Consider the following 21,238-nt stretch of genomic DNA (forward strand, 5'->3'; position numbering starts at 1 on the left):
GGCTACAATAATTCGATACACGGCTCTCATCTATCAGGAAATTTCATGAAGCTCGATCTCGGCTGGGCCAGCATGGAGTTGTTCGCCTCGGCGCCGTATTCCATCAGCGACGCCTCGCCGTCCTGCGTGATCGGCATGGCGTTTGAACGGCAACGCGGCGTGCACGCCATCGGCGGCGGCAGTCGATGCGATTTCGATGCGTGGCCCGGCGATCTGGCCCTCGCCGCGCCGGAGGTGGATATCTTTTCGGAGTCCGCGCACGGCGGGGAATACCTGGCTTTGCATGTGGCGCGCACGCCCGGCGCCTCGCCGGATGGTCCACGGGTCGTCTTCCATGGAGACCGGCATGCCGTCCGGCTTGGCTCGCGCTTGCGGTGGTTGATGCTGAAATCACAACCGGACATCCAGCTCATCGAGGAACAGGCGGCGCTGTTTCTGGATCGCGGCGTCGCATTGCTGGCGAAGCCGGAGGCGGCACCGCGCAGCTACGGCCTGGATCGCGCCATCCACGCGCGCGTGCTGGAATACATCGACGACACCATCGACGGCGCGCTCGGTCTCGACGAGCTGGCGCGGCTGGCCGGCATGCCGCCGCTGCGGTTCCTGCGCAGTTTTTCAAGCGCCATCGGCACCACCCCGCACGCCTACATCACCGAGCGCCGGCTGCAGCGGGCACGCGCCTTGTTGCGCTCGACGAATGCGCCACTCGCCGCGATCGCGCTCGATTGCGGATTCGCCCATCAATCGCATCTGGGTTCGGCGTTCAAGGCCCGGCTGGGTATGAGCCCGCATCAGTACCGGTTGGCCGCGACCTGACCGGGAATGAGCAGGCCCGCCGCTGTCAGCTCGCGGTCCCAGGGCAGCACCGGCTGGTATTCGGCCACCAGGAAATCGATCAGCGCGCGCACCTTGGGCGACGGCTGGCGGCTGGCGGGATATGGCGCGCTCAGATAGTTGAGCGGCAGCTCCCAGTCCGCCAGCACCGGCACCAGCGTGCCTTCCTTCAGCGCGCGCCAGACCAGGAAAGTGATGTTGTAGGCGATGCCCAGCCCGCGCTGCGCGGCCTGCTGCAGCACCAGCCCATGGTTGGCGGTGAAGGCCGCCTGCACCCGCACCGTCTGCCGCTCGTATCGTCAAATCGAAACCGTGCTCGATCGGGTCGAGCAATCAGTCAGCCGTTTCGGCGACATTCCAGAGCACACGGTCGACATGGCCGAGCTGAATATCGGCGACTACAGCGGGATGAACAACGTCGGCGGCCAGTTCCCGCTGGGCGAAGTGTTCACCGAGGCGCGCTACCACGTCGACGTGTTCGCGGTCACCGAAGCCGTCTACCTCGACGACGAACCGGTCCACCGCGACGGCGCCTGGCAGGTCGCCGCGGCCTAGGCGCCAGCGCGGCGACGCTTGAGCAGCGACACCATCAGCGGCCGCGCCATGAAGAAGGCCGACAATCGTTCCTTCTGCTCCGGCAGCAGATCGCTGTCGGCGATCATCGCCGGCCATAGCGCCAGGGCCCGCTCGCAAACGGTGCGCACCAGCTTGCGCAACGGCGCCTCCGGAAGCCCGGTTGCATTGCTCAATGCGCGCAATGCCTGAGGATTCAGAATTTGCCGCTTCGGCAGGCCAGGCGCAAATGCCAGCGCATGTCCTTCGCCTTTCAGATAGACCGAATAAGCCACCACGTCGTAAGCCGGAGAGAGTGCGATGCTGCCGTCCGGATAATGCAGGATGCCGGTATTTTTGAGGTGCCCGTCGTAGTTGCCCAGCAGCTCATTGATAGTGATGCGCCGAAGCAGTTCATGTACCGCTTCAACGCCGAGCCCTTCAAATGCGAGCATCACCAGCGCCATCTCGGCGTAGGTCGCGCCGGCATACTTCATCCTGGGATCCTTGCCCAGGATCTGCGCGAAGTCCTCTGCGTGCAAGCGCCCGCCGGGAAGGTTTTCGTGGTCCCTGTCGAAGCGCTCGACGGCCAGGAAGTGGTCCGACTTCCCCAGCGCAAACTGATGGTCGGCCATGACCAGACTCATCGGTTGCAGAGAGGCTTGGCACACCGTGGCGCCGGCGGCGGCAGCCAGTTTCAATGACAGATGTTCTACCTGTGGCAGGAAGTCATAGGCTGCAGTGGGCAGTTTGCCGATGACGTGCCCGCCTTCCAGATGGCGCGCCACCACGAAACGCCCGCCCTGCCGGATCAGCGCCAGCTTCGGCTGCATCCCCGAGAGCGAAAATCCGTCCTCCATGGGCTCGTCGATGACGCTCATTTCCAGCGCATCGTGTCGTTGCGTCACCAGTTCCTCAACCAGGCCGGCATCGCGCGACGGGAATGCATAGACGTTGCCCGGGAGGTCGCCGCCGCAAGCGGCAAGAATTTCGAGATGGTCGTTTTCATCGCATCTGCGTTCCAGCGCAATATGTGTGCGGAGCACGCCTTCCGGCAGCAGGTTCTGGAAAAATGCAGGCAGCTTCCCCTCCCCCGGCGAGTTCAGCGCGGGATTAAGCTGATCGAGGAAGAACGCGACTTGCTGCTCGGGAGCGCCGGCCAGCATCGACAGCGACAACACCGGCCTCCGGGGATCGTTCGCATAGCCGGGGGCGACGCTCAACCTGACGATGTCGCCGTACTGGAAAAGGTGGCCGACACGGCGCTCGCCTATCCGTATCTCCAGGACCCGGAACTTCATGGCATTCTTCTGAGCTTGAATGCACCGGGTTCCCGCAAGGCGCGCTCTACTGCGGATTCCACCGGCGCAGCCCCGGCGGCGTTATCCGAAAAGGATGACGCAAGCTCTTTGGGTACCAGCATCAACTCCAGTCCCAGCTCCTGCGCCACGGCAAAGACCGAGGATAATCTTGCGTCTGTCTTACCTTCCAGCAGACCGCGCAAAGTCACCGCCGTCAACCCCGTGCTGTCGACAAGCTGCCCCATCTTGATCTTTCTGGCTGCCCGGGCCTCCTGCAATGCATTGCCGACTTCGATAAGCGTCTTCATGATAATTTTCTATCCAATTAGCGTATATCGACAGTATAGTATCTTTTTTCACTATGATTTCTAGATACTTAACTATCTTTTTTTTTAATTGAATAAAATACCATCTACATCATCCCGGCGGAGGCCAGTTCGCGGTCCCATGGCGGCACCGGCTGGTACTCGGCCACCAGGAAATCAATCAGCGCACGCACCTTGGGCGACGGCTGGCGGCTGGCCGGATACAGCGCGCTCAAGTGGTTCAGCGGCAGCTCCCAGTCCGCCAGCACCGGCACCAGCGTGCCTTCCATCAGGCTGCGCCACGCCAGGAAGGTGGTGTTGTAGACGATGCCCAGCCCGCGCTGCGCGGCCTGCTGCAATACCAGTCCATTGTTGGCGGTGAAGGCCGCCTGCACCCGCACCGTCTGCCGCTCGTCGCCCCGCGTGAAATGCCACGCCGTGCCGCCGGTCAGATGGCTGAAATGCAGGCAGCGGTGCTGCGCCAGGTCCTGCGGCGCCTGCGGCACGCCGTGCCGCGCCAGGTAGGCCGGCGACGCGCACAGCACGCCGCGGCACGGCGCCAGAGGCCGCATCGCCAGCGCATGCACGTCCGGTATGCCGCCGACCCGTATCGTCAAATCGAAACCGTGCTCGATCGGATCGAGCAGCGCGTCGTCCACGGTCAGCATCGGCGCCAGTTGCGGGTGCGGCAGGCTGAATCGCGCCACGGCGTCGGCCAGCCACTCGCTGCCGAAACTGGACGGCGCCTGTATCCGCAGCGGGCCGGCCAGTTCGGCGCCACCCTGCGCGGCCTGGTTGACGGCCCGCGCCGCCTCCTGGGCCTGCGACACCGTCGCCATGCACGGCGCCAGGTAGGCCAGCCCGGCATCGGTCAGGCTCACCTCGCGCGTCGAACGGTGCAGCAGGCGCGCCTGCAGCTTGTCTTCCAGCTGCAGGATGGCCTTGCTGACCATGGCGCGCGTCAGCCCCAGGCGGCGGCCCGCCTCGCTGAAGCTGCGCAGCCTTGCCACCTCGACGAAAATCTCCATTGCCCGTAACTGGTCCATGGCCCGATTGTCTCCATATTGGCGACAATGTGTCAACCTTTTGCGGATTGTTAGGCCCGGGACCCGGACTTACAATGGCATCATCGATACTTCCCATCCGGAGCCCGCCATGCTGACAGACGCGCAAAAACAACAATTCCAGGCCGACGGCTACATCATCCTGCCAAACTTCAAGACACCGCAGGAGATCGCGGCGCTGCGCGGGCGGGCCGCGGAGATTGTCAACGAATTCGACCCGAAAGGCGCCGGCATCTTCAGCACCATCGAACAGGAAAAGACCACCGACGACTATTTCCTCGGCTCGGACAACACGGTGCGCTGCTTCTTCGAGGAAGAAGCCTTCGGCCCGGACGGTGAGCTGAAACAGGACAAGTCGCTGTCGATCAACAAGATCGGCCACGCGATGCACGACCTCGACCCGGTGTTCCGCGCCTTCTCCACCGACGTGCGGCTGGCCGCCGTGGCGCGCGACCTGGGCCTGTCCGACGCCCATATCTGGCAATCGATGTACATCTTCAAGCAGCCCGGCATCGGCGGCGAAGTGCGCTGGCACCAGGACGCCACCTACTTCGACACCACGCCCGTCAGCGTCACCACCTTCTGGTTCGCGCTGGAAGACGCGACCCTGGACAACGGCTGCATGTGGGCCGAACCGGGCGGCCACCGCGGCCCGATGCGCGAACGCTTCCTGCGCAACGGCGACGACGTGCGCATGGAAAAACTCAGCGACATGCCATGGCCGGACAACAGCACCGCCGTGCCGCTCGAATGCAAGGCCGGCAGCCTGGTGTGCTTCCACGGCCTGCTGCCGCACTACAGCGCGCCCAACCGCTCGGCCGTCTCGCGCCACGCCTACACGCTGCACGTGACCGACGGCGCCACCGAATATTCGCCGCAGAACTGGATACAGCGCGACGCCGCCTTCCCGGTCCGAGGCTTCCTCTAACGTCATTCCCGCGCACGCGGGGATCCATACTTAGCTTGCAAGCACAGTGCCTATGGACTCCCGCTTTCGCGGGAGCGACGGGCTAACGACAACAATGCAAATTCAAATTTTCGCCGCCCACTGGGGCAACAACGAACTGGCGCCGCAAGTATTCATCGACCGCGTCAAGCAGGCCGGCTTCGACGGCATCGAAATGTCGCTGCCGCTGGACGCCGCCGCGCGCGAGGACTGGACCGGCCGCATCGCCGCGGCAGGCCTCGGGCTGATTGCAGCGCAGTGGGAAACGGTATTCCATCCGACCTTCGAGCCGCACAAGGCGGCGCTGGCCGAACTGCTGCACAACGCCTGCGCCGCCAGGCCGCTGCACGTGAACTCGCACACCGGCAAGGACTACTTCACACCGGAGCAAAACCGCGAACTGCTGGAGCTGGCGGCCGCCATCTCGCGCGAGCACGGCGTGCCCATCGTCCATGAGATCCACCGCAGCCGCTTCAGCGGCCATCCGATGCTGCTGCTGCCCTACCTGCAACAGATGCCCGGGCTGGAGCTGACGGCCGACCTGTCGCACTGGTGCTGCGCCTGCGAATCGCTGCTGGAAGACCAGCCGCAAACGCTGGCCGCCACGCTGCCGCACGTGCGCCACATCCATGCGCGCGTCGGCCACCAACAAGGCCCGCAGGTGGCCGACTTCCGCGCGCCGGAAGCGCAGGCCGCGCTGCAGGCGCACCTGTCGTGGTGGGATGAGGTGATACGCCTGCGCCGCGCCGCCGGCGCCGAACGCGTGACGCTGACGCCGGAATTCGGTCCCGTGCCGTACACGCAAACGCTGCCCTACACGCAAAAGGAAGTATCGAACGCGTGGGAGCTGAACCTGGCGATGCTGGACCTGCTGCGCCGCCGCTACAAAACCGAACCTGAAGCCTGGACGGCCGCACCGTCCGGCGCCCGCATCGGCAGCACCAGCGTGACGGTGGTGCCGACGCCCTGCACGGATTCGACCTTGATGGTCCCGCGCAGCACCCCGGTGACAATGTTATAAACGATATTCATCCCCAGTCCCGAGCCGCCCTGTCCCAGCTTGGTGGTGAAGAAGGGATCGAAGATCTTGTGCAGCGTACCGGGCGACATGCCGACGCCGTCGTCCTTGAAGGTCAGCCGCACCATGTCGCCGGCCTCGCGCCGCGCCTCGATGGCGATGGTGCCGCAATCGCGGCCGTCAAAGCCGTGCAGCAGCGCGTTGCCGATCAGGTTGGTCAGCACCTGGCTCAAGCTGCCCGGATAGGAATCGAATTCCAGCCCCTCCGGCACGTCGGCGCTGACCAGGCACACATTGCGCCGCAGCTGCGCCGCATAGGTGGCCAGCGTGTCGTGCACCACCTCGTCGAGATGGAAGCGGCGCCGCTGGCCGCTGGCCTGATCCACCGCCACCTGCTTGAACGACGTGATCAGGTCAGCCGCCCGCGTCAGCGAACTGTTCATGATGTCGCAAGCCTTGCGCGCGTCGGCCAGGTGCGCCTCCAGCGCCGAGCGTTTCAACCCGCCCTCATCCGCCAGCCGCCGCTCGAAATCGCGCACCATGTCGCTCAGGGCGCTGGCCGTCAGCAGGCTGTTGCCGATCGGCGTATTCAGCTCGTGCGCCACGCCCGCCACCAGCGCGCCCAGCGACGCCATCTTTTCCGACGTCAGCAGATTGGTCTGCGCCTGCTTCAGCGTCTCCGCCACCACCGACAGGTCGCTGCGCGCCTGCTCCACATTGCCCTTCTGCCGTTCCAGCTCGGCCAGGCTGTATTCCAGGCCGTGCTTGGCGTCCACCACGCGCCGCGTCGACACCAGCAACGCGCCGATCAGCGCGCTGATGATGAAACCGGCCACGCCGATCAGCAGCACCGGCAGCGGATTGCGGCCGTAGCGCGCGCCGTCGTAGCCTTCGAAGCGCATCACCCAGCGCCGCTGGCCGACCGGCAGCATCTTTTCCGCCACCAGCCCGTCCAGCCGCGCGCCGCGCGGCTGATGGGTCTCGGCCTTGCCGTCGCTGTCGTACATCAGCGAGTCGGCGCCATGCGGCGTGGCGAGAACGTCGGACAGATAGCCGCCGTCCTCGATGCGCACGTGCAGGTGCTCCAGCAGCGACTGATCGATCACTTCGCGCATCAGCGTGTTGACGCGGAAGACGATGGCGACGAAACCGACCAGCGCCGCGCGCCGCTGTCCGACCGACTGCAGCGGCGCGCCGTTGCGGTACACCGGCGCGCGCGCCACGAATCCCGGTTCGCCGCTGGCGTCCTGCACCAGCGTGATGCGCTCGGTGGCGACGATCTCGCCGGTATCGCGGCCCAGCTCCAGCGCCTTCAGGTGCGGCGGCAGCGCGGCCAGATCGAGGCCGAAGGCATTCTCGTTGCCTTTCAGCGGCTTGGTGATTTCAATGATGTAGTGCAGCGGACGGCGGCTGGCGGGATGGATGTGGAAGTCCGGATAACCCTGTGCATCGAGCGTGGTGTCGCCGCGCACCGCCTCGCTGAAGGCGGCCAGTTGCGCCTCCGGCACCGTGCGCACGAACTGGATCGCCTGGAAGCCGGGATAGCGCCGGTCCAGCTGCAGCTCGCTCAGGAAGCGGTCGAAGCGCGCGCGGTCGATGCGGTCTTCCAGCGCATACATGCCCTTGATCCCGAGCAGCATGTCGAAATAGGTTTGCAGCCGGACTTCGGCGTCGCGCCGGACCTTGTCGGCGTCGCGCTGGAAATTGGCCTTGGCTTGCTGATGCTGCGCCGTCGTCACCAGGTAACAGGTTCCCACCGTCAGGCAGATGCCGACGATGAAGGCCAGGTAGCCGCGCGAGCGTAGCATATGCGGAAGCATCGCTAGGCGGGATCGCTGTAGCGCTCCGCGATCGCCATGAATTCCTCCTCGACGGTCAGCATCGCGTCCACCACGTCCGGATCGAAATGCTCGCCGCTGCCCTGGCGTATCATCTCCATCGCCGTCTCGTGCGTGAAGGCCGGCTTGTAGACGCGCTTGGAGATCAGCGCGTCATACACATCGGCCACCGCCATCAGCCGCGCCGACATCGGAATCGCGTCGCCGGCCAGTCCTTCCGGATAGCCCGAGCCGTCGTACTTCTCCTGGTGCGAATAGGCGATCTCGCGCGCGTAGCGCAGGAAGGTGTTGGTGTAGCCCAGGCGGTTCTCGACGTCGACGATGGCGTCGCGCCCATACACCGTATGCATCTTCATCACGCTGAACTCCTCGTCGGTGAGCCGGTCCGGCTTGAGCAGGATGGCGTCCGGTATCGACACCTTGCCGATGTCGTGCAGCGGCGCGGCCTTGAACAGCGCCTTGATGCTGGCGTCGCTCAGCTCCTCCGAGAAGCGCTTGTGCGTCTGCAGCTGGCGGCCCAGCGCGGCCACATAGTGCTGCACGCGGCTCAGGTGATTCGGCGTTTCGTATTCGCGCGTTTCGGCCAGCGATGCCAGCGCCCAGATCATCGCGTCGAGCATCTGGCTCAGTTCCAGCGTCACTTCCTCGACCACGTGCTCGAGCAGGTTGCGCTGCTGCTTGAGCAGCTCGGTCGAGTGGCTCAGCCGCAGATGGGTGTCGACGCGGGCGCGCAACACGTCGCCGGCGACCGGCTTGGCGACGACGTCGGCGCCGCCCTCCTGGAAGGCGCGCGCCTCGTCGGGCTGCTGTTGCAGGAAAATGACAGGAATGCCCGCCGTGTCCGGGCTGGACTTGAGCTGATGGCACACGCTGTAGCCGCTCATGTCCGGCAGCGCCACGTCGAGCACCACCAGGTGCGGGCGCGGCACCTGCTGCATGACGTCCAGCGCGGCGCGGCCGCTGTTGGCCAGCATGACCTGGTACTGCTCCTGCAGCAGGCCGTTCATCAGGATCAGGTTGTCCGGCGCCTCGTCGACGATGAGCACGATGGCCTTTTTAATGTTCATCCGCCCCAACTCCCGATTGATTAGTTACTTCCACATCATAACCGAGCGGATTTACTCTCAAAACATTTTTTCTCTGTTAGCTTGCAATTGTATAGTGCACTACCTATACTGTGGTCATGGATACCAAAACCGCCCCACACACGCCATCCGCCGCCGTTCCCCGGCTGGACGGCCAGCTTTGCTTCTCGCTGTATTCGACTTCGCTGGCGATGAGCAAAATCTACCGCAAACTGCTGCGCCCCCTCGGCCTGACCTATTCGCAATACCTGGTCATGATGGTGCTGTGGGAGAAAAACGAACTGACCGTGTCCGAGGTCGGCGAGCGCCTGTTCCTCGATTCGGCCACGCTGACGCCGCTGCTCAAGCGCATGGAGCAGGCCGACCTGCTGACCCGCACGCGCGCCGCCAGCGACGAGCGCCAGGTCATCATCTCGCTCACGCCGCACGGCGACGCGCTGCGCCACGAGGCGGCCAAGCTGCCGCCGTCCATCCTGCAGGCGACCAAGTGCACGCTGGAGGAAGTGGTCAACATGAAGCAGCAGATCGACGCCCTGCGCGCCGGCCTGATGTCGGAGGCCTGAGCGCGCCGATGAGTACTTCCGCCCCGATCTTCACCCATCCGGCCCAGGTGGCCGACGCATTGCGCAAGGACGGCTATGCCGTGCTGCCGCCCCAGGACGTGGCGGCGCTGGCCGGCGTCACGCCGGACGCGCTGGACGCGCTGGCGCCCAGCTGGAACACGCTGGAACTGGACAACTACCTGAAGGACGGCGGCCGCTACCGGCGCCGCCGCCACTCCTGCTTTGTCCAGGACGGCGACAGCCTGACGCAGACGGCGCACCGCGCCCACTGGCAGCCGCTGGAATACAACGCGCTGCACGGCGGCATGAACCGCCTGTTCGAACCCATGCTGCCGGCCACGGTGGCGCAGCCGGCATGGCAGGCGCTGGTCGGCGCGCTGGGCCGGGTATGCAGCGCGGCCCGCCGCACCTCCACGCCGTGGTTCGTCGAGGCGCACCAGTTCCGCATCGACACCACGGACGGCATCGGCCGCCCGACGCCGGAAGGCGCGCACCGCGACGGCGTCGACTTCGTCGCCGTGATCCTGATCGGCCGCGAGCAGATCAAGGGCGGCGAGACGCGCATCTTCGAAGCCGACGGTCCCAACGGCAAACGCTTCACGATGACCGAGCCGTGGACCCTGCTGTTGCTGGACGATGCGACTGTCATCCATGAATCCACGCCGATCCAGCCGCTGGGTGCGCACGGCTATCGCGACACCCTGGTGCTGACCTGGCGCGCGGGCGGTTTCCAGGGACAGGAAACTCACCCCTGACGGACTAAATCCGATATAGTCACAACAGCCTATACTAAGCATCCAGGAGGGGTGGCCTGTGGACACCAGCTACGAAATACAGCCCGATGAGATAGAGATCCTCATCGTCGAAGACAGCCCGACCCAGGCCGAGCGCCTGCGCCGCCTGATCCAGTCCATGCGCTACGGCGCGCGGGTGGCCGGCAACGGTCAGCTGGCGCTGGAAGCGATCCGCGTGCGCAAGCCGGACCTGGTGCTGTCCGATATCGTGATGCCGGAAATGGACGGCTACGCGCTGTGCCGCGCGATCAAGAACGACCCCGAACTGCGCACCATCCCGGTCATCCTGGTGACCTCGCTGATGGATCCGAAGGACATCATCCGCGGCATCGAATGCGGCGCCGACAACTTCATCCGCAAGCCGTACGCGGAAGACTATCTGCTGAACCGCATCGGCCACATGCTGATGAACCAGAAGCTGCGCAAGAACCAGAATATGGAGATCGGCATCGCCCTGTACCTGGGCGATCAAAAACACTTCATCAACGCCGAACGCCAGCAGATCCTCGACCTGCTGATCTCCACCTACGAACAGGCGGTGCAGGTCAACAGCGAGCTGCAGGCGCGCGAACGCCAGGTGATCGAATTGAACATGCGGCTGGCGCACCACGCCGGCGAACTGGAAACCATCAACCGCGAAATCGCGCTGAAGAACCTGGAGCTGGCCGAGGCGAGCCGCATGAAATCGGCGTTCATCGCCAACATGTCGCACGAGCTGCGCACGCCGCTGAACGCCATCATCGGCTTCACCGGCGCGCTGCTGATGAAGCTGCCCGGCCCGCTGACGGTCGAGCAGGACAAGCAGCTCAACACCATCCGCACCAGCGCGCGCCACCTGCTCTCGCTGATCAACGACATCCTCGACGTGGCCAAGATCGAGGCCGGCAAGGTCACGCTGGAACTGGAGACGGTGCGCTGCCAGGACCTGGTGCAGGACGTGGTCGACACGCTGCGGCCGTTGGCGGCGCAAAAAGGCCTGGAGCTGGAAGTGGCGCTGACCGACGAACCCATCGTGCTCGATACCGACCGCCGCGCGCTGACGCAGATCCTGCTCAACCTGGCCAACAACGCGATCAAGTTCACCGAGACCGGCAAGGTCAGCGTGACGCTGGCGCAGCGTCAGGGGGAAAGCCTGGGACAGGACATCATCGAATTCTCGGTGGCCGACAGCGGCGCCGGCATCCGCGAGGAAGACCAGGCCAAGCTGTTCCAGGCGTTTTCGCAACTCGATTCGACCTCGACCCGCCACGCCGAAGGCGCCGGCCTGGGCTTGTACCTGTGCCAGAACCTGGCCAACCTGATCGGCGGCTCGCTGTTCTTCAAGAGCGATTTCGGCCACGGCAGCACGTTCACGCTGGCGCTGCCGAAACGCTGACCTGTGCGGCGCAGCATAAAAACTTTGGCATTTTTATACTGTAGAAGCTTAGACACCGTAGTTCTACGGTATTGCACCGCAACATAAATGAGGATATAGTGGGAACTGTCTCCTCCAACCGTTCGCTGAACATTGGAATTCAGCCCGCACCGTCAAGGTAGCGGGCATTTTTTTTGTCCTTGACTTGGCTTCAGCTTCGCAGCAAATCCAGCTTGCCGCTCATGCGCGGCAGCGACGGGAACACCTGCACCAGCTGCTTGTCGCTCAGCCGCAAATGACGCTCGGCGACGGTCGCCAGCACGTTGCGGAAGTCGGTGGTGACCGGCAGGTCGCGGCCCTCGTTCAGGTCGGCGTCGCCGACGCCGCGCCAGTCGCCCAGCACCTTGCCGCCGGCCACGCCGCCGCCCAGCACCCACATCACGTTGCCGTGACCGTGATCGGTGCCGCCGTTGCCGTTCTCGCGCGCGGTGCGGCCGAACTCCGACATCACGACGATGGTGGTGTCGTCGAACAGGGGACCCAGCCGCTGCGCCAGCACCGCCAGCCCCTGCCCCAGCGGCTGCAGGCGATTGGCCAGCTGGCCGCGCGCCGCGCCCTGGCTGGCGTGCGTGTCCCAGCCGCCCAGCGCCACGAAGGCCAGCTGGATATTCGGATCGTTGCGCATCAGCGCCGCCAGCCGCGCCGCGTCGTCGGGGAAGCCGTTAGGCAGCGGCGCGCCGCCGTTCGCGGCCTGCATCTCGGCCGACATCCCGCCGCCGCCCATGCCGCCGCCGACCATCTTGCCGGCCGCCGCATCCATCACTTCCCTGTGCGCGTCCTGGCCCTGCTGGTAGGCCGCGCCGAAGCGCTCGTTGCCCGCATACAGCTGGTCGAAGGCCTTGCTCACCGCCGGCCGGTCCAGCACATTGGCCTTGGTGCCGGCCGCGCCGTTGGCCAGGTTGACCGCCACCGCGCGGCCCGACAGGATGCGCGGCATGGTCGGGCCGATGCTCAGCGCGCGCGTCGGCGTGGTGGCGCCGGGCAGCGCCGCCACCAGCCGGTTCATCCAGCCGTCCTGCGTGCTCTTGACGCCGGGCGTGGCAGATTCCATGTAGTCCTGCGCATCGAAGTGCGAGCGCGTGGCGTCCGGCGAGCCGCTGGCGTGGACAAAGGCCAGCTTCTTCTGCTCCCACAGCGGCAGCAGCGGCGCCAGCGCCGGATGCAGGCCGAAATAGCCGTCCAGGTTCAGCGCGCCGCCGTCCTCGCCCGGCCTGGCCAGCGCGATGGTCGGCCGCAGCCGAGCGTAATTGGCATCGGCCACCGGCGCCACCACGTTGAGGCCGTCGACGGCGCCGCGCAGCATGATGACGATCAGCTTGCGGCCGGTGGCTTTGTCGCCCGCGGTGGCGGACGTCGCCGCCCAGGCGCCGCGGCCCAGCGGTATCATCAGGCCGGCGCTGGCGGCCAGCGTATTGAGGAAGTCTCTGCGTTGCATGGTGAACTCCGAGGTGATTAGCGCTGCATGAAATCGGGACTGCCCAGCAGCATGGCCGCGCGCAGCGGTTCGGGACTGCCGGCGATGGCGAGCTGCGTCTTGGGCGAGATCGAACCGCCCAGCGTGGCCTGCAGCGCCTGCGCATCCAGTGCCGGCGCCAGCATCGTGGCGAAGCCGATGCGGCGGCTCAGCGCGTCGGGATTGAGCCATGCGTCCTGCGTGTTCTTGTAGCCGTCCGGCGTCTGGCAGCCGTACAACGGCATGCCGAGGCGGTTCAGTACGCCCATCGTCAGCTTGATGTCGGTGACCGGCGCGGCGCTGGCGCGGGCGGCGGAAATCACGTACTGATAAGGCGTCTTGAATTTCGCGCCCACCGCTTCCGGCGCCATGAACTCGGCGCTGGTGAGCATCGTGCGCAGCACGGTGCGGATATCGCCTTTGCTGTCGAGGTAACTTTTGGCCATGCGGTCGACCAGGGCGGGCGGCGGCTGGTCCTGCACGAAGTACTGCGCCAGCCGGAAGCTCAGGTGATGCGCGGTGGCCGGCAGCATCGCCAGCACGTCCAGCGCATACTCGCCCTCCTCCTGGCCGCCGGCCTTGATGCGGCGACCCAGCCAGACCTTGTCGTCGCGGTCGTGGCGCGCCGGATCGAAGGCGAAGGTGCGGTTGCGCGCGGCCAGCTCGCGCTGGTCGTAGGTCCAGCCGGTCAGCATGCGCGCCAGTTCGGTGACGTCCTTTTGCGTGTAGCCGCTGTCGACGCCCATGGTGTGCAGCTCCATCAGCTCGCGCGCATAGTTTTCATTCAGGCCGCTGCTCTTGGCCTTCTGGCCGCCCTGCTTTTTGCCGCGCGGGACATAGCCGTTGGCGGTCGAGACCCAGTTGTCCAGGTAGTACAGCATCGCCGGATGATGCGCGGTGGCGCCCAGCAGATCGCGGAAATTCCCCATCGCGTAAGGACGGATCGCATCGCGCTCGTAGCTGGCGACCAACGCCCGGTCGACGCCCTTGCCGGAAAAGACGTTGAAGTGGTTGAACCAGAAATCGACCATCACCTCCTGCAACTGGTTCGGGCTGTCGACCGCGCGGGCGATGCGCGCCTCCGCCGTCTGCTGCGTGATCGCGGTGACCACCTCGCGCCGCCTGGCCTTGTCCTCTTCGGACTCGTTCTTCGCCATGCCGCGCACGGCGAGGAAGCGGCGCAGCACTTCGCCGGCAGGCTGCTGCGCCGCGTCGAGGCTGGCCAGGCGTCCGGTCAGCGCCGGGGGCAGCGGCGCGGCGGCATTGAGCTGCTCGTCGATGTAGCGCTGCACGCCCATCTGCGTCACGCGCTCGATGTCGCCCGGCTTGGGACCGTAGGCGATGCGGTTCAGCACATGGGCCGCGGCCTGTTCGGGCGCCAGCGGCGTCGGGGTGGCGGCGACGGCGGCGATGGCGGACGCCATCAGTGCGGCGGCGGCAATCCAGCGTGTCATGGTCATGGCGGCACTCCATTCAGGAAATATTTCCTTTATAACGCAATATCCTCGCCGCTCAAACGACTCCCATGTATCGATTGTAACGGCCTGTTACGGTAACCTCAGCAATAAATTAAACAATCGATTTACTTATATCAATTGTTTAAATTATGTGTTGTAATGTCGCAATGAATCCTAAACCTACTTCCATCGATACCAGCCAGCCAGCCGAAGAAGGCCGCAAGCCACGTTCGGACGGCGAGCAGTCGCGCGAGCGCCTGCTGCTGGCGGCCATGCGGCTGTTTGCCAGCCAGGGCTTTTCCAAGACCTCGACGCGGGAAATCTCGCAGGCGGCCGGCGCCAACGTCGCGGCCATCAGCTACTACTTCGGCGACAAGGCCGGCCTGTACCAGGCCTGTTTCGGCTCCATGTGTTCGCCGTCGCCGGAGAACATCGCCATGTTCGACCAGCCGCACTTCACGCTGCGGCAATCGCTGGAGGGGTTCTACCGGCAGATGATGGCGCCGCTGATGGCCGGCGAGGATGCGCAACTGCTGCTGCGTTTGTTTTATCGGGAGATGCTGGAACCCACCGGGCTGTGGGAGCAGGAAATTCAAAACAATATCATGCCGGAGCATCTGGCGATGGTCGGAGTGTTGAGCCGCCATCTGGGGCTGGAGCAGCCCACCGACGCTGCGCACCGGCTGGCGTACGCCATCGTCGGCATGGCGCTGCAGATCATGATCGGGCGCGATGTCGTCAACGCCATCACGCCGCACATGCTGGAGTCCACGGACACGATCGCACATTGGGTGGACCATCTGGTCGGCTATGCCGAAGCCTTGGTCAACGCCGAAAAACTCAAACTCCAAAAAGGGAAAGCATGAAGATATTCTTACGCGCGGCGGCACTGGCCGTCGCCGCGGCGCTGGCCGGCTGCGTCACGCAGGCGCCAGCGCCGCACGTGGCCGCGCAGGCGCCGCAGCAGTGGCAGGCGCCGCTGCCGCACAACGGCAGCCAGGCCGACCTGGCCAGCTGGTGGAAGCAGCAGTCCGATACGCTGCTGGTGCAGCTGATCGAATCGGCGCAGGCGGTCAGCCCGACCGTGGCCTCGGCCGGCTCGCGCATCGCGCAGTCGCGCTCCGAGCGCGTGGCGGCCGGTGCGGCGCTGGCGCCGTCGCTCGACGCGGCGGCCAGCGTCAGCCGCTCGAACCAGCAATCGGCACTGCCGACCGGGACCACCTCGCAGGCGGCCCTGCAGGCTTCGTGGGAGATCGATCTGTTCGGCGGCAAGCGGGCGGCGCGCGACGCGGCGCAGGCGCGGCTCGACAGCGCGCACGCCGGCTGGCACGATGCGCGGGTGTCGGTGGCTGCCGAGGTGGCGAACCAGTACTACGGCTTGCGCGCCTGCGAGCAGCTGCTGGCGGTGGCAAAGCAGGATGCATCGTCCCGCGCCGATACGGCGCGCCTGACGGAGCTGAGTGCCAAGGCCGGCTTCCAGTCTCCCGCCAGCATGGCGCTGGCCCGCGCCAGCGCGGCCGACGGCAACAGCCGCTACATCGCCCAGCGCGCCGTTTGCGATGTCGACGTCAAGGCGCTGGTGGCGCTGACATCGATGCCGGAGCCTGAGCTGCGGCAGAAGCTGGCCGCGGGCGCGGCATCCGCCGCGGTGGCGCCGTCGATCGCGATCGCGGAACTGCCGGCACGCACGCTGAGCCAGCGGCCCGACGTGTTCACCGCCGAACGCGAAGTGACGGCGGCCAGCGCCGATGTCGGTTCCGCGCAGGCGCAGCGCTACCCTCGCCTGACCTTGTCCGGCGCGGTCGGCGTGGCCAACTTCCGCGCCGCCGGCGAGAACACCAAGACCGACACCTGGAACATCGGCCCGGTCTCGCTGTCGCTGCCGATCTTCGACGCCGGCCGGCGCCGCGCCAACGTCGACGCGGCCAGCGCCCGCTACGACGCCGCCGTCTCGGCCTACCGCGCCACCGTGCGCCAGGCCGTCAGCGAAGTCGAGCAGGCCCTGGTCAACCTGGACGCCACCGGCGAACGCGCCACCGACGCGCAAACCGCGCTGGAAGGCTACCGCGTCAACTTCACCGCCGTGGAGGACCGCTACAAGAACGGCCTGGCCAGCCTGTTCGAACTGGAGGACGCGCGCCGCACCCGCCTGTCCGCCGAACAAACCGTCATCAACCTGCAGCGCGAACGCAGCGCCGCCTGGGTAGCGCTGTACCGCGCCGCCGGCGGCGGCTGGACCGCCCCGACCGACGGCGCCCCCGCCGTCGCCGACATCAGCGTCAACTAAAAGAACGACATCATGAAAAATCTGAAAACCAAGCTGCAACCCGTCGCTGTCGTCCTGCTGGCCGTATTCGCCATCGGCGGCACCGGCATCGCTTTATACTCGCCCGCCACGCAGGCGGCCGACGACAAGAAAGCCGCCACCGCCAAGCCGGCGCTGACCGTCACCACCACCAAGCCGGTGGCCGCGCGCCTGCCGATCAAGCTGGCGGCCAACGGCAACGTCGCCGCCTGGCAGGAAGCGAGCGTCAGCAGCGAATCGAACGGCTTGCGTCTGACCGAAGTGCGCGTCAATGTCGGCGACGTGGTCAAGGCCGGCGACGTGCTGGCCGTGTTCTCGGCCGATACCGTCAACGCCGACCTGGCGCAGGCGAAAGCCGCCGTGCAGGAGGCCGAAGCCAACGCCGCCGACGCCGTCGCCAACGCGGCCCGCGCCCGCACGCTGCAAAACACCGGCGCCCTGAGCGCGCAGCAGATCAGCCAGTACACCACCGCCGAACAAACCGCCAACGCCCGCATCGCCTCGGCCAAGGCCGCGCTGGCGAGCCAGCAGCTGCGCCTCAAGTACACCAAGGTGGTGGCGCCGGACAGCGGCGTGATTTCCGCGCGCAGCGCCACCGTCGGCGCCGTGTCCGGCCCCGGCACGGAACTGTTCCGCATGATCCGCCAGGGCCGCCTTGAATGGCGCGCCGAAGTGGTGGCCGCCGACCTGCGCAACCTGAAGACCGGCACCAGCGCCGTCGTCAAGGCCGCCAACGGCAGCGAAGTGACCGGCAAGGTGCGCATGATCGCGCCGACCGTCGACACGCAAACCCGTTCGGCATTGGTCTACGTCGACCTGCCGGCCAGCGCAGGCGCCACGGCCAAGGACGCGCCGTTCAAGGCCGGCATGTTCGCCAGCGGCCAGTTCGAACTGGGCACCTCGGATGCGATGACCTTGCCGCAGCAGGCCATCGTCGTGCGCGACGGCTTCAGCTTCGTGTTCCGCCTGAACGCCGACCAGCATGTCAGCCAGATCAAGGTGCAGCCGGGCCGCCGCCTGGGCGACCGCATCGAAGTGCTGGGCGGCCTGACCGCCGACTCGCAGGTGGTGGTGCGCGGCGCCGGCTTCCTCAACGACGGCGACCTGGTGAACAACGTCGCCGAATCGTCGCCGGCCGCCGCCAAGCTGGCTGCCAAGTAAGGACGCGCCATGAACTTCTCTTCCTTATCAATCAAGAACCCGATCCCGGCGATCATGCTGTTCGCCTTGCTGACGCTGGCGGGCATGCTGGCCTACAAGGCCAATCCGGTGCAGGACTTCCCGGACATCGAACTGCCCATCGTCACCATTGTCGCCACCTTGGACGGCAGCGCGCCGGCCCAGCTGGAAACCGAAGTCGCGCGCAAGATCGAAGACTCGGTGGCCACGCTGCAAGGCGTGAAGAACATCTACACCACGGTGCTCGACGGCGTCTCGACCACCACCGTTGAATTCATCCTGGAGAAGCAGATCTCCGACGCCGTCAACGAGGTGCGCGACGCGGTGGCCCGCGTCAAGGCCGACATGCCGGCCGAGCTGCGCGACCCGACGGTGACCAAGGCGTCCACCGCCGGCCGCGTGATCCTGACCTTCACCGCATCGGCCGCCAAGACCACCGGCGAACAGCTCGACAACCAGGAACTGAGCTGGTTCGTCGACAACACCGTCGCCAAGCGCCTGCTGGCGGTGCCCGGCATCGGCGCGGTCAAGCGCGTCGGCGGCGTGTACCGCGAGATCCGCGTGGAGCTCGACGACGCCCGCATGGCGGCGCTGCGCGTGTCCGCGCTGGACGTGTCGCGCCAGCTGCGCCTGGTGCAGAAGGAAGCCCCGGGTGGACGCGGCGACATCAGCGGCGCCGAGCAATCGGTGCGCACCATCGGCACCGTCAAGAGCGCGGCCGAACTGGCGGCGATGGACCTGCCGCTGCCGGACGGCCGCCGCATCCGCCTCGACCAGGTGGCCACCGTCACCGACACCGTCGCCGAACCGCGCGCCGTCGCGCTGCAGGACGGCGTGCCGGTGATCGGCTTTGAAATCTTCCGCACCAAAGGCGCCAGCGAAGTGGCCGTCGCCAAGGGCGCCCGCGCCGCCATCGAGGAACTGCAGAAGAACAATCCGAAAGTGGCGCTGGCACAGGTGATCGACAACGCCTTCCCGGTCGAGGAAAACTTCACCGGCTCGATGGAGCTGCTGTACGAAGGCGCCATCCTGGCGGTGCTGGTGGTGTGGTGGTTCCTGCGCGACTGGCGCGCCACGCTGGTGGCCGCCGCCGCGCTGCCGCTGTCGGTGATGCCGGCCTTCCTCGGCCTGTACCTGTTCGGCTACACGCTCAACACCGTGACCCTGCTGTCGATGGCGCTGGTGGTCGGCGTGCTGGTCGACGACGCCATCGTGGAAATCGAAAACATCGCGCGCCACCTGCGCATGGGCAAGACGCCGATGGAAGCGGCGATGGAAGCGGCCGACGAAATCGGCATGGCCGTCATCGCCACCACCTTCGCGCTGGTCGCCGTCTTCCTGCCGACCGCCTTCATGGGCGGCGTGCCCGGCCTGTTCTTCAAGCAGTTCGGCTGGACCGCCGTGGTGGCCGTGCTGGCATCGCTGGTGGTGGCCCGCCTGCTGACGCCGATGATGGCGGCCTACATCCTCAAGCCCGCCATCCACGGCGAGGAAAAAGATGGCTGGCTGATGACGCGCTACATCCGCGTGATGCGCTGGTGCCTGACACACCGGCTGGTGACGGCGATCGCCTCGGCGTTGTTCTTCGCCGGCTCGATCATGCTGGTGGGCCTGCTGCCGACCGGCTTCGTGCCGGCGGCCGACCGCGCGCAAACGCAGATCAACCTGGAACTGCCGCCCGGCTCCACGCTGGCCGAAACCGGCGTGGTGGCCGAGCGCGCGCGCCAGGCCGCGATGCAGGTCAAGGGCATCAAGGCCGTGTTCAGCTCCATCGGCGGCGGCTCGTCCGGCGACGCCTTCGCGCCCGGCGCGGCGGCCGAGGCGCGCAGCGCCGTGCTGACGCTGACCACCGTCCACCGCAACAAGCGCAAGGAATCGATGGCCGACCTGGAAGCGGAAATCCGCCACAAGCTCGACGCGATTCCCGGCGCCCGCTTCAAGGTGGGCCCGCCGGACAACGGCGTCAAGATGCAGCTGGTGCTGCGCAGCGAAGACCCGGTGGCGCTGAAGGAAACCGCGCAAAAGGTCGAACGTGAAATGCGCACGCTCAAGGGCGTCGGCAACGTGCGCTCCAGCGCCTCGCTGGTGCGTCCCGAGATCATCGTCACGCCGGACTTCGCCAAGGCCGCCGATCTGGGCGTGACCGCCTCGTCCATCGGCCAGACGGTGCGCGTGGCCACCGCCGGCGACTACGACACCGACCTGACCAAGATGAACCTGCCGGAGCGCCAGGTGCCGATCCGCGTCAAGCTGCCGGACGCCGTGCGCGCCGACCTCGACGCCATCGGCCGCCTGACGGTGCCGGGCAAGAACGGTCCGGTGCTGCTGGCCACCGTCGCCACCATCACGATGGAGAGCGGCCCGGCGCAGATCAACCGCCTGAACCGCAGCCGCAACGTCACGCTGGAAGTGGAGCTGGGCAAGCGTTCGCTGGGCGAGGTCAACGCCGAGGCGCGCGCGCTGCCGTCGATGAAGAGCCTGCCGCCGTCGGTGAAGATCGCCGAACTGGGCGACACCCAGGAGATGGCCGCGCTGTTCGCCAGCTTCGGCATCGCCATGCTGATCGGCGTGCTGTGCATCTACTGCGTGCTGGTGCTGCTGTTCAAGGACTTCATGCAGCCGATGACCATCCTGGCCGCGCTGCCGCTGTCGATCGGCGGCGCCTTCGTGGCGCTGCTGATCACCGGCCGCGCGCTGTCGATGCCGTCGATGATCGGCCTGATCATGCTGATGGGGATCGTTACAAAGAACTCAATCTTGTTGGTTGATTATGCTATTCTGGCACGTCAGGAAGGCATGAGCCGTTTCGATGCGCTGGTCGACGCCTGCCACAAGCGCAGCCGTCCGATTCTGATGACGACCATCGCGATGGGCGCCGGCATGATGCCGCTGGCGCTGGGCTGGGGCGCCGATCCGAGCTTCCGTTCGCCGATGGCGATCACGGTGATCGGCGGCCTGATCACATCGACGCTGTTGAGCCTGCTGGTGGTGCCGGCCGTGTTCACCTACATCGACGACCTCGAGCACTTCCTGAAACGCGTGATGGGCAAGCTGCGCCGCCAGCCGGCGGCCTCGCCCGAGCAGGAAACCGTGCCGTCGCTGCGCAAGATCGCCGGCGGCGGTCATTAAG

General features: G+C 66.3%; 18 protein-coding genes and 1 pseudogene. 11 read left to right on the forward strand and 8 right to left on the reverse strand.

The genetic code is table 11. The features are described 5' to 3' along the window. The first annotated feature begins 45 nt into the window (after positions 1-45). Entirely contained in the window at positions 46-816 is a 771-nt protein-coding gene (locus tag ACSQ3S_RS28120) for a helix-turn-helix transcriptional regulator (RefSeq protein WP_436144427.1), read from the forward strand. On the opposite strand, the gene ACSQ3S_RS28125 is transcribed toward ACSQ3S_RS28120, so the two are convergent. Then, complete coding sequence (locus ACSQ3S_RS28125; protein WP_436144428.1) at positions 792-1,109, reverse strand: LysR substrate-binding domain-containing protein; 318 nt, start codon at positions 1,107-1,109, stop codon at positions 792-794. The genes ACSQ3S_RS28120 and ACSQ3S_RS28125 overlap by 25 nt on opposite strands. Here ACSQ3S_RS28125 and ACSQ3S_RS28130 point away from each other — a divergent pair. Next, a complete protein-coding gene (locus ACSQ3S_RS28130) occupies positions 1,093-1,389 on the forward strand; it encodes a hypothetical protein (protein ID WP_436145106.1) in 297 nt (98 codons plus the stop codon). The genes ACSQ3S_RS28125 and ACSQ3S_RS28130 overlap by 17 nt on opposite strands. Here ACSQ3S_RS28130 and ACSQ3S_RS28135 read toward each other — a convergent pair. From ACSQ3S_RS28135 to ACSQ3S_RS28145, 3 genes are all read right to left on the reverse strand, one after another. Further along, positions 1,386-2,687: a type II toxin-antitoxin system HipA family toxin gene (locus ACSQ3S_RS28135; RefSeq protein WP_436144429.1), complete on the reverse strand. Its 1,302-nt coding sequence runs from the start codon at positions 2,685-2,687 to the stop codon at positions 1,386-1,388. The genes ACSQ3S_RS28130 and ACSQ3S_RS28135 overlap by 4 nt on opposite strands. Then, positions 2,684-2,995: an XRE family transcriptional regulator gene (locus tag ACSQ3S_RS28140; RefSeq protein ID WP_436144430.1), complete on the reverse strand. Its 312-nt coding sequence runs from the start codon at positions 2,993-2,995 to the stop codon at positions 2,684-2,686. Before ACSQ3S_RS28140 ends, ACSQ3S_RS28135 begins: the two co-directional genes overlap by 4 nt. A 104-nt stretch (positions 2,996-3,099) precedes the next feature. Beyond that, entirely contained in the window at positions 3,100-4,038 is a 939-nt protein-coding gene (locus ACSQ3S_RS28145; RefSeq protein WP_436144431.1) for a LysR family transcriptional regulator, read from the reverse strand. Positions 4,039-4,147: 109 nt separating this feature from the next. Between ACSQ3S_RS28145 and ACSQ3S_RS28150 the strand changes: the two genes are divergently transcribed. Both ACSQ3S_RS28150 and ACSQ3S_RS28155 read left to right on the forward strand, forming a co-directional pair. After that, positions 4,148-4,984, forward strand: coding sequence for a phytanoyl-CoA dioxygenase family protein (locus tag ACSQ3S_RS28150; RefSeq protein WP_436144432.1), 837 nt, complete (start codon positions 4,148-4,150; stop codon positions 4,982-4,984). A gap of 94 nt (positions 4,985-5,078) precedes the next feature. Then, positions 5,079-5,624 (forward strand): annotated as a pseudogene (locus tag ACSQ3S_RS28155) (sugar phosphate isomerase/epimerase); the annotation flags it as partial. 260 nt (positions 5,625-5,884) lie between these two features. On the opposite strand, the gene ACSQ3S_RS28160 reads toward ACSQ3S_RS28155, so the two are convergent. Together ACSQ3S_RS28160 and ACSQ3S_RS28165 are read right to left on the reverse strand one after the other, a co-directional pair. Next, a complete protein-coding gene (locus tag ACSQ3S_RS28160) occupies positions 5,885-7,828 on the reverse strand; it encodes a CHASE domain-containing protein (RefSeq protein WP_436144433.1) in 1,944 nt (647 codons plus the stop codon). Positions 7,829-7,842: 14 nt separating this feature from the next. Beyond that, the gene (locus ACSQ3S_RS28165; RefSeq protein WP_176652727.1) at positions 7,843-8,925 is read right to left on the reverse strand and encodes an HD domain-containing phosphohydrolase; all 1,083 of its coding nucleotides are present in this window, start codon (positions 8,923-8,925) and stop codon (positions 7,843-7,845) included. A 116-nt stretch (positions 8,926-9,041) separates the two neighbouring features. Here ACSQ3S_RS28165 and ACSQ3S_RS28170 point away from each other — a divergent pair, with 116 nt between their 5' ends. Genes ACSQ3S_RS28170 through ACSQ3S_RS28180 form a run of 3 tightly spaced genes read left to right on the forward strand, consistent with a single transcriptional unit; the run spans position 9,042 to position 11,675 of the window. After that, on the forward strand, positions 9,042-9,506 hold the full coding sequence (locus tag ACSQ3S_RS28170) for a MarR family winged helix-turn-helix transcriptional regulator (protein WP_436144434.1): 465 nt from the start codon (positions 9,042-9,044) through the stop codon (positions 9,504-9,506). Positions 9,507-9,514: 8 nt separating this feature from the next. After that, the gene (locus ACSQ3S_RS28175) at positions 9,515-10,261 is read left to right on the forward strand and encodes a 2OG-Fe dioxygenase family protein (RefSeq protein WP_176652725.1); all 747 of its coding nucleotides are present in this window, start codon (positions 9,515-9,517) and stop codon (positions 10,259-10,261) included. 58 nt (positions 10,262-10,319) lie between these two features. Further along, on the forward strand, positions 10,320-11,675 hold the full coding sequence (locus ACSQ3S_RS28180) for a hybrid sensor histidine kinase/response regulator (protein ID WP_436144435.1): 1,356 nt from the start codon (positions 10,320-10,322) through the stop codon (positions 11,673-11,675). Positions 11,676-11,865: 190 nt separating this feature from the next. On the opposite strand, the gene ACSQ3S_RS28185 is transcribed toward ACSQ3S_RS28180, so the two are convergent. After that, complete coding sequence (locus tag ACSQ3S_RS28185) at positions 11,866-13,149, reverse strand: DUF1501 domain-containing protein (RefSeq protein ID WP_436144436.1); 1,284 nt, start codon at positions 13,147-13,149, stop codon at positions 11,866-11,868. Positions 13,150-13,166: 17 nt separating this feature from the next. Then, the gene (locus ACSQ3S_RS28190; RefSeq protein ID WP_436144437.1) at positions 13,167-14,627 is read right to left on the reverse strand and encodes a DUF1800 domain-containing protein; all 1,461 of its coding nucleotides are present in this window, start codon (positions 14,625-14,627) and stop codon (positions 13,167-13,169) included. A 164-nt stretch (positions 14,628-14,791) separates the two neighbouring features. Here ACSQ3S_RS28190 and ACSQ3S_RS28195 point away from each other — a divergent pair, with 164 nt between their 5' ends. From ACSQ3S_RS28195 to ACSQ3S_RS28210, 4 genes are read left to right on the forward strand one after another with little or no spacing between them, the layout of a single operon-like run. After that, on the forward strand, positions 14,792-15,490 hold the full coding sequence (locus tag ACSQ3S_RS28195) for a CerR family C-terminal domain-containing protein (RefSeq protein WP_436144438.1): 699 nt from the start codon (positions 14,792-14,794) through the stop codon (positions 15,488-15,490). Next, the gene (locus ACSQ3S_RS28200) at positions 15,487-16,911 is read left to right on the forward strand and encodes an efflux transporter outer membrane subunit (protein ID WP_436144439.1); all 1,425 of its coding nucleotides are present in this window, start codon (positions 15,487-15,489) and stop codon (positions 16,909-16,911) included. The genes ACSQ3S_RS28195 and ACSQ3S_RS28200 overlap by 4 nt, the downstream gene beginning before the upstream one ends. A 12-nt stretch (positions 16,912-16,923) precedes the next feature. Then, positions 16,924-18,090: an efflux RND transporter periplasmic adaptor subunit gene (locus ACSQ3S_RS28205; RefSeq protein ID WP_436144440.1), complete on the forward strand. Its 1,167-nt coding sequence runs from the start codon at positions 16,924-16,926 to the stop codon at positions 18,088-18,090. Between the two features lie 9 nt (positions 18,091-18,099). Beyond that, positions 18,100-21,237 carry an efflux RND transporter permease subunit gene (locus ACSQ3S_RS28210; RefSeq protein WP_353403376.1) on the forward strand — a complete coding sequence of 1,046 codons (3,138 nt, stop codon included), beginning with the start codon at positions 18,100-18,102 and terminating at the stop codon, positions 21,235-21,237. Position 21,238: the final 1 nt, after the last annotated feature.

The organism is Duganella sp. LjRoot269, from assembly GCF_964254095.1.
GTDB lineage: Bacteria > Pseudomonadota > Gammaproteobacteria > Burkholderiales > Burkholderiaceae_D > Rugamonas > Rugamonas hordei.

What these genes read in the sequence shown, in the direction of transcription:
- ACSQ3S_RS28120 (WP_436144427.1), top strand. Translation starts at nt 46, where the DNA reads ATGAAGCTCGATCTCGGCTGGGCCAGCATGGAGTTGTTCGCCTCGGCG.
- ACSQ3S_RS28135 (WP_436144429.1), bottom strand. Translation starts at nt 2,687, where the DNA reads ATGAAGTTCCGGGTCCTGGAGATACGGATAGGCGAGCGCCGTGTCGGC.
- ACSQ3S_RS28140 (WP_436144430.1), bottom strand. Translation starts at nt 2,995, where the DNA reads ATGAAGACGCTTATCGAAGTCGGCAATGCATTGCAGGAGGCCCGGGCA.
- ACSQ3S_RS28145 (WP_436144431.1), bottom strand. Translation starts at nt 4,038, where the DNA reads ATGGACCAGTTACGGGCAATGGAGATTTTCGTCGAGGTGGCAAGGCTG.
- ACSQ3S_RS28150 (WP_436144432.1), top strand. Translation starts at nt 4,148, where the DNA reads ATGCTGACAGACGCGCAAAAACAACAATTCCAGGCCGACGGCTACATC.
- ACSQ3S_RS28160 (WP_436144433.1), bottom strand. Translation starts at nt 7,828, where the DNA reads ATGCTACGCTCGCGCGGCTACCTGGCCTTCATCGTCGGCATCTGCCTG.
- ACSQ3S_RS28165 (WP_176652727.1), bottom strand. Translation starts at nt 8,925, where the DNA reads ATGAACATTAAAAAGGCCATCGTGCTCATCGTCGACGAGGCGCCGGAC.
- ACSQ3S_RS28170 (WP_436144434.1), top strand. Translation starts at nt 9,042, where the DNA reads ATGGATACCAAAACCGCCCCACACACGCCATCCGCCGCCGTTCCCCGG.
- ACSQ3S_RS28175 (WP_176652725.1), top strand. Translation starts at nt 9,515, where the DNA reads ATGAGTACTTCCGCCCCGATCTTCACCCATCCGGCCCAGGTGGCCGAC.
- ACSQ3S_RS28185 (WP_436144436.1), bottom strand. Translation starts at nt 13,149, where the DNA reads ATGCAACGCAGAGACTTCCTCAATACGCTGGCCGCCAGCGCCGGCCTG.
- ACSQ3S_RS28190 (WP_436144437.1), bottom strand. Translation starts at nt 14,627, where the DNA reads ATGACCATGACACGCTGGATTGCCGCCGCCGCACTGATGGCGTCCGCC.
- ACSQ3S_RS28195 (WP_436144438.1), top strand. Translation starts at nt 14,792, where the DNA reads ATGAATCCTAAACCTACTTCCATCGATACCAGCCAGCCAGCCGAAGAA.
- ACSQ3S_RS28200 (WP_436144439.1), top strand. Translation starts at nt 15,487, where the DNA reads ATGAAGATATTCTTACGCGCGGCGGCACTGGCCGTCGCCGCGGCGCTG.
- ACSQ3S_RS28205 (WP_436144440.1), top strand. Translation starts at nt 16,924, where the DNA reads ATGAAAAATCTGAAAACCAAGCTGCAACCCGTCGCTGTCGTCCTGCTG.
- ACSQ3S_RS28210 (WP_353403376.1), top strand. Translation starts at nt 18,100, where the DNA reads ATGAACTTCTCTTCCTTATCAATCAAGAACCCGATCCCGGCGATCATG.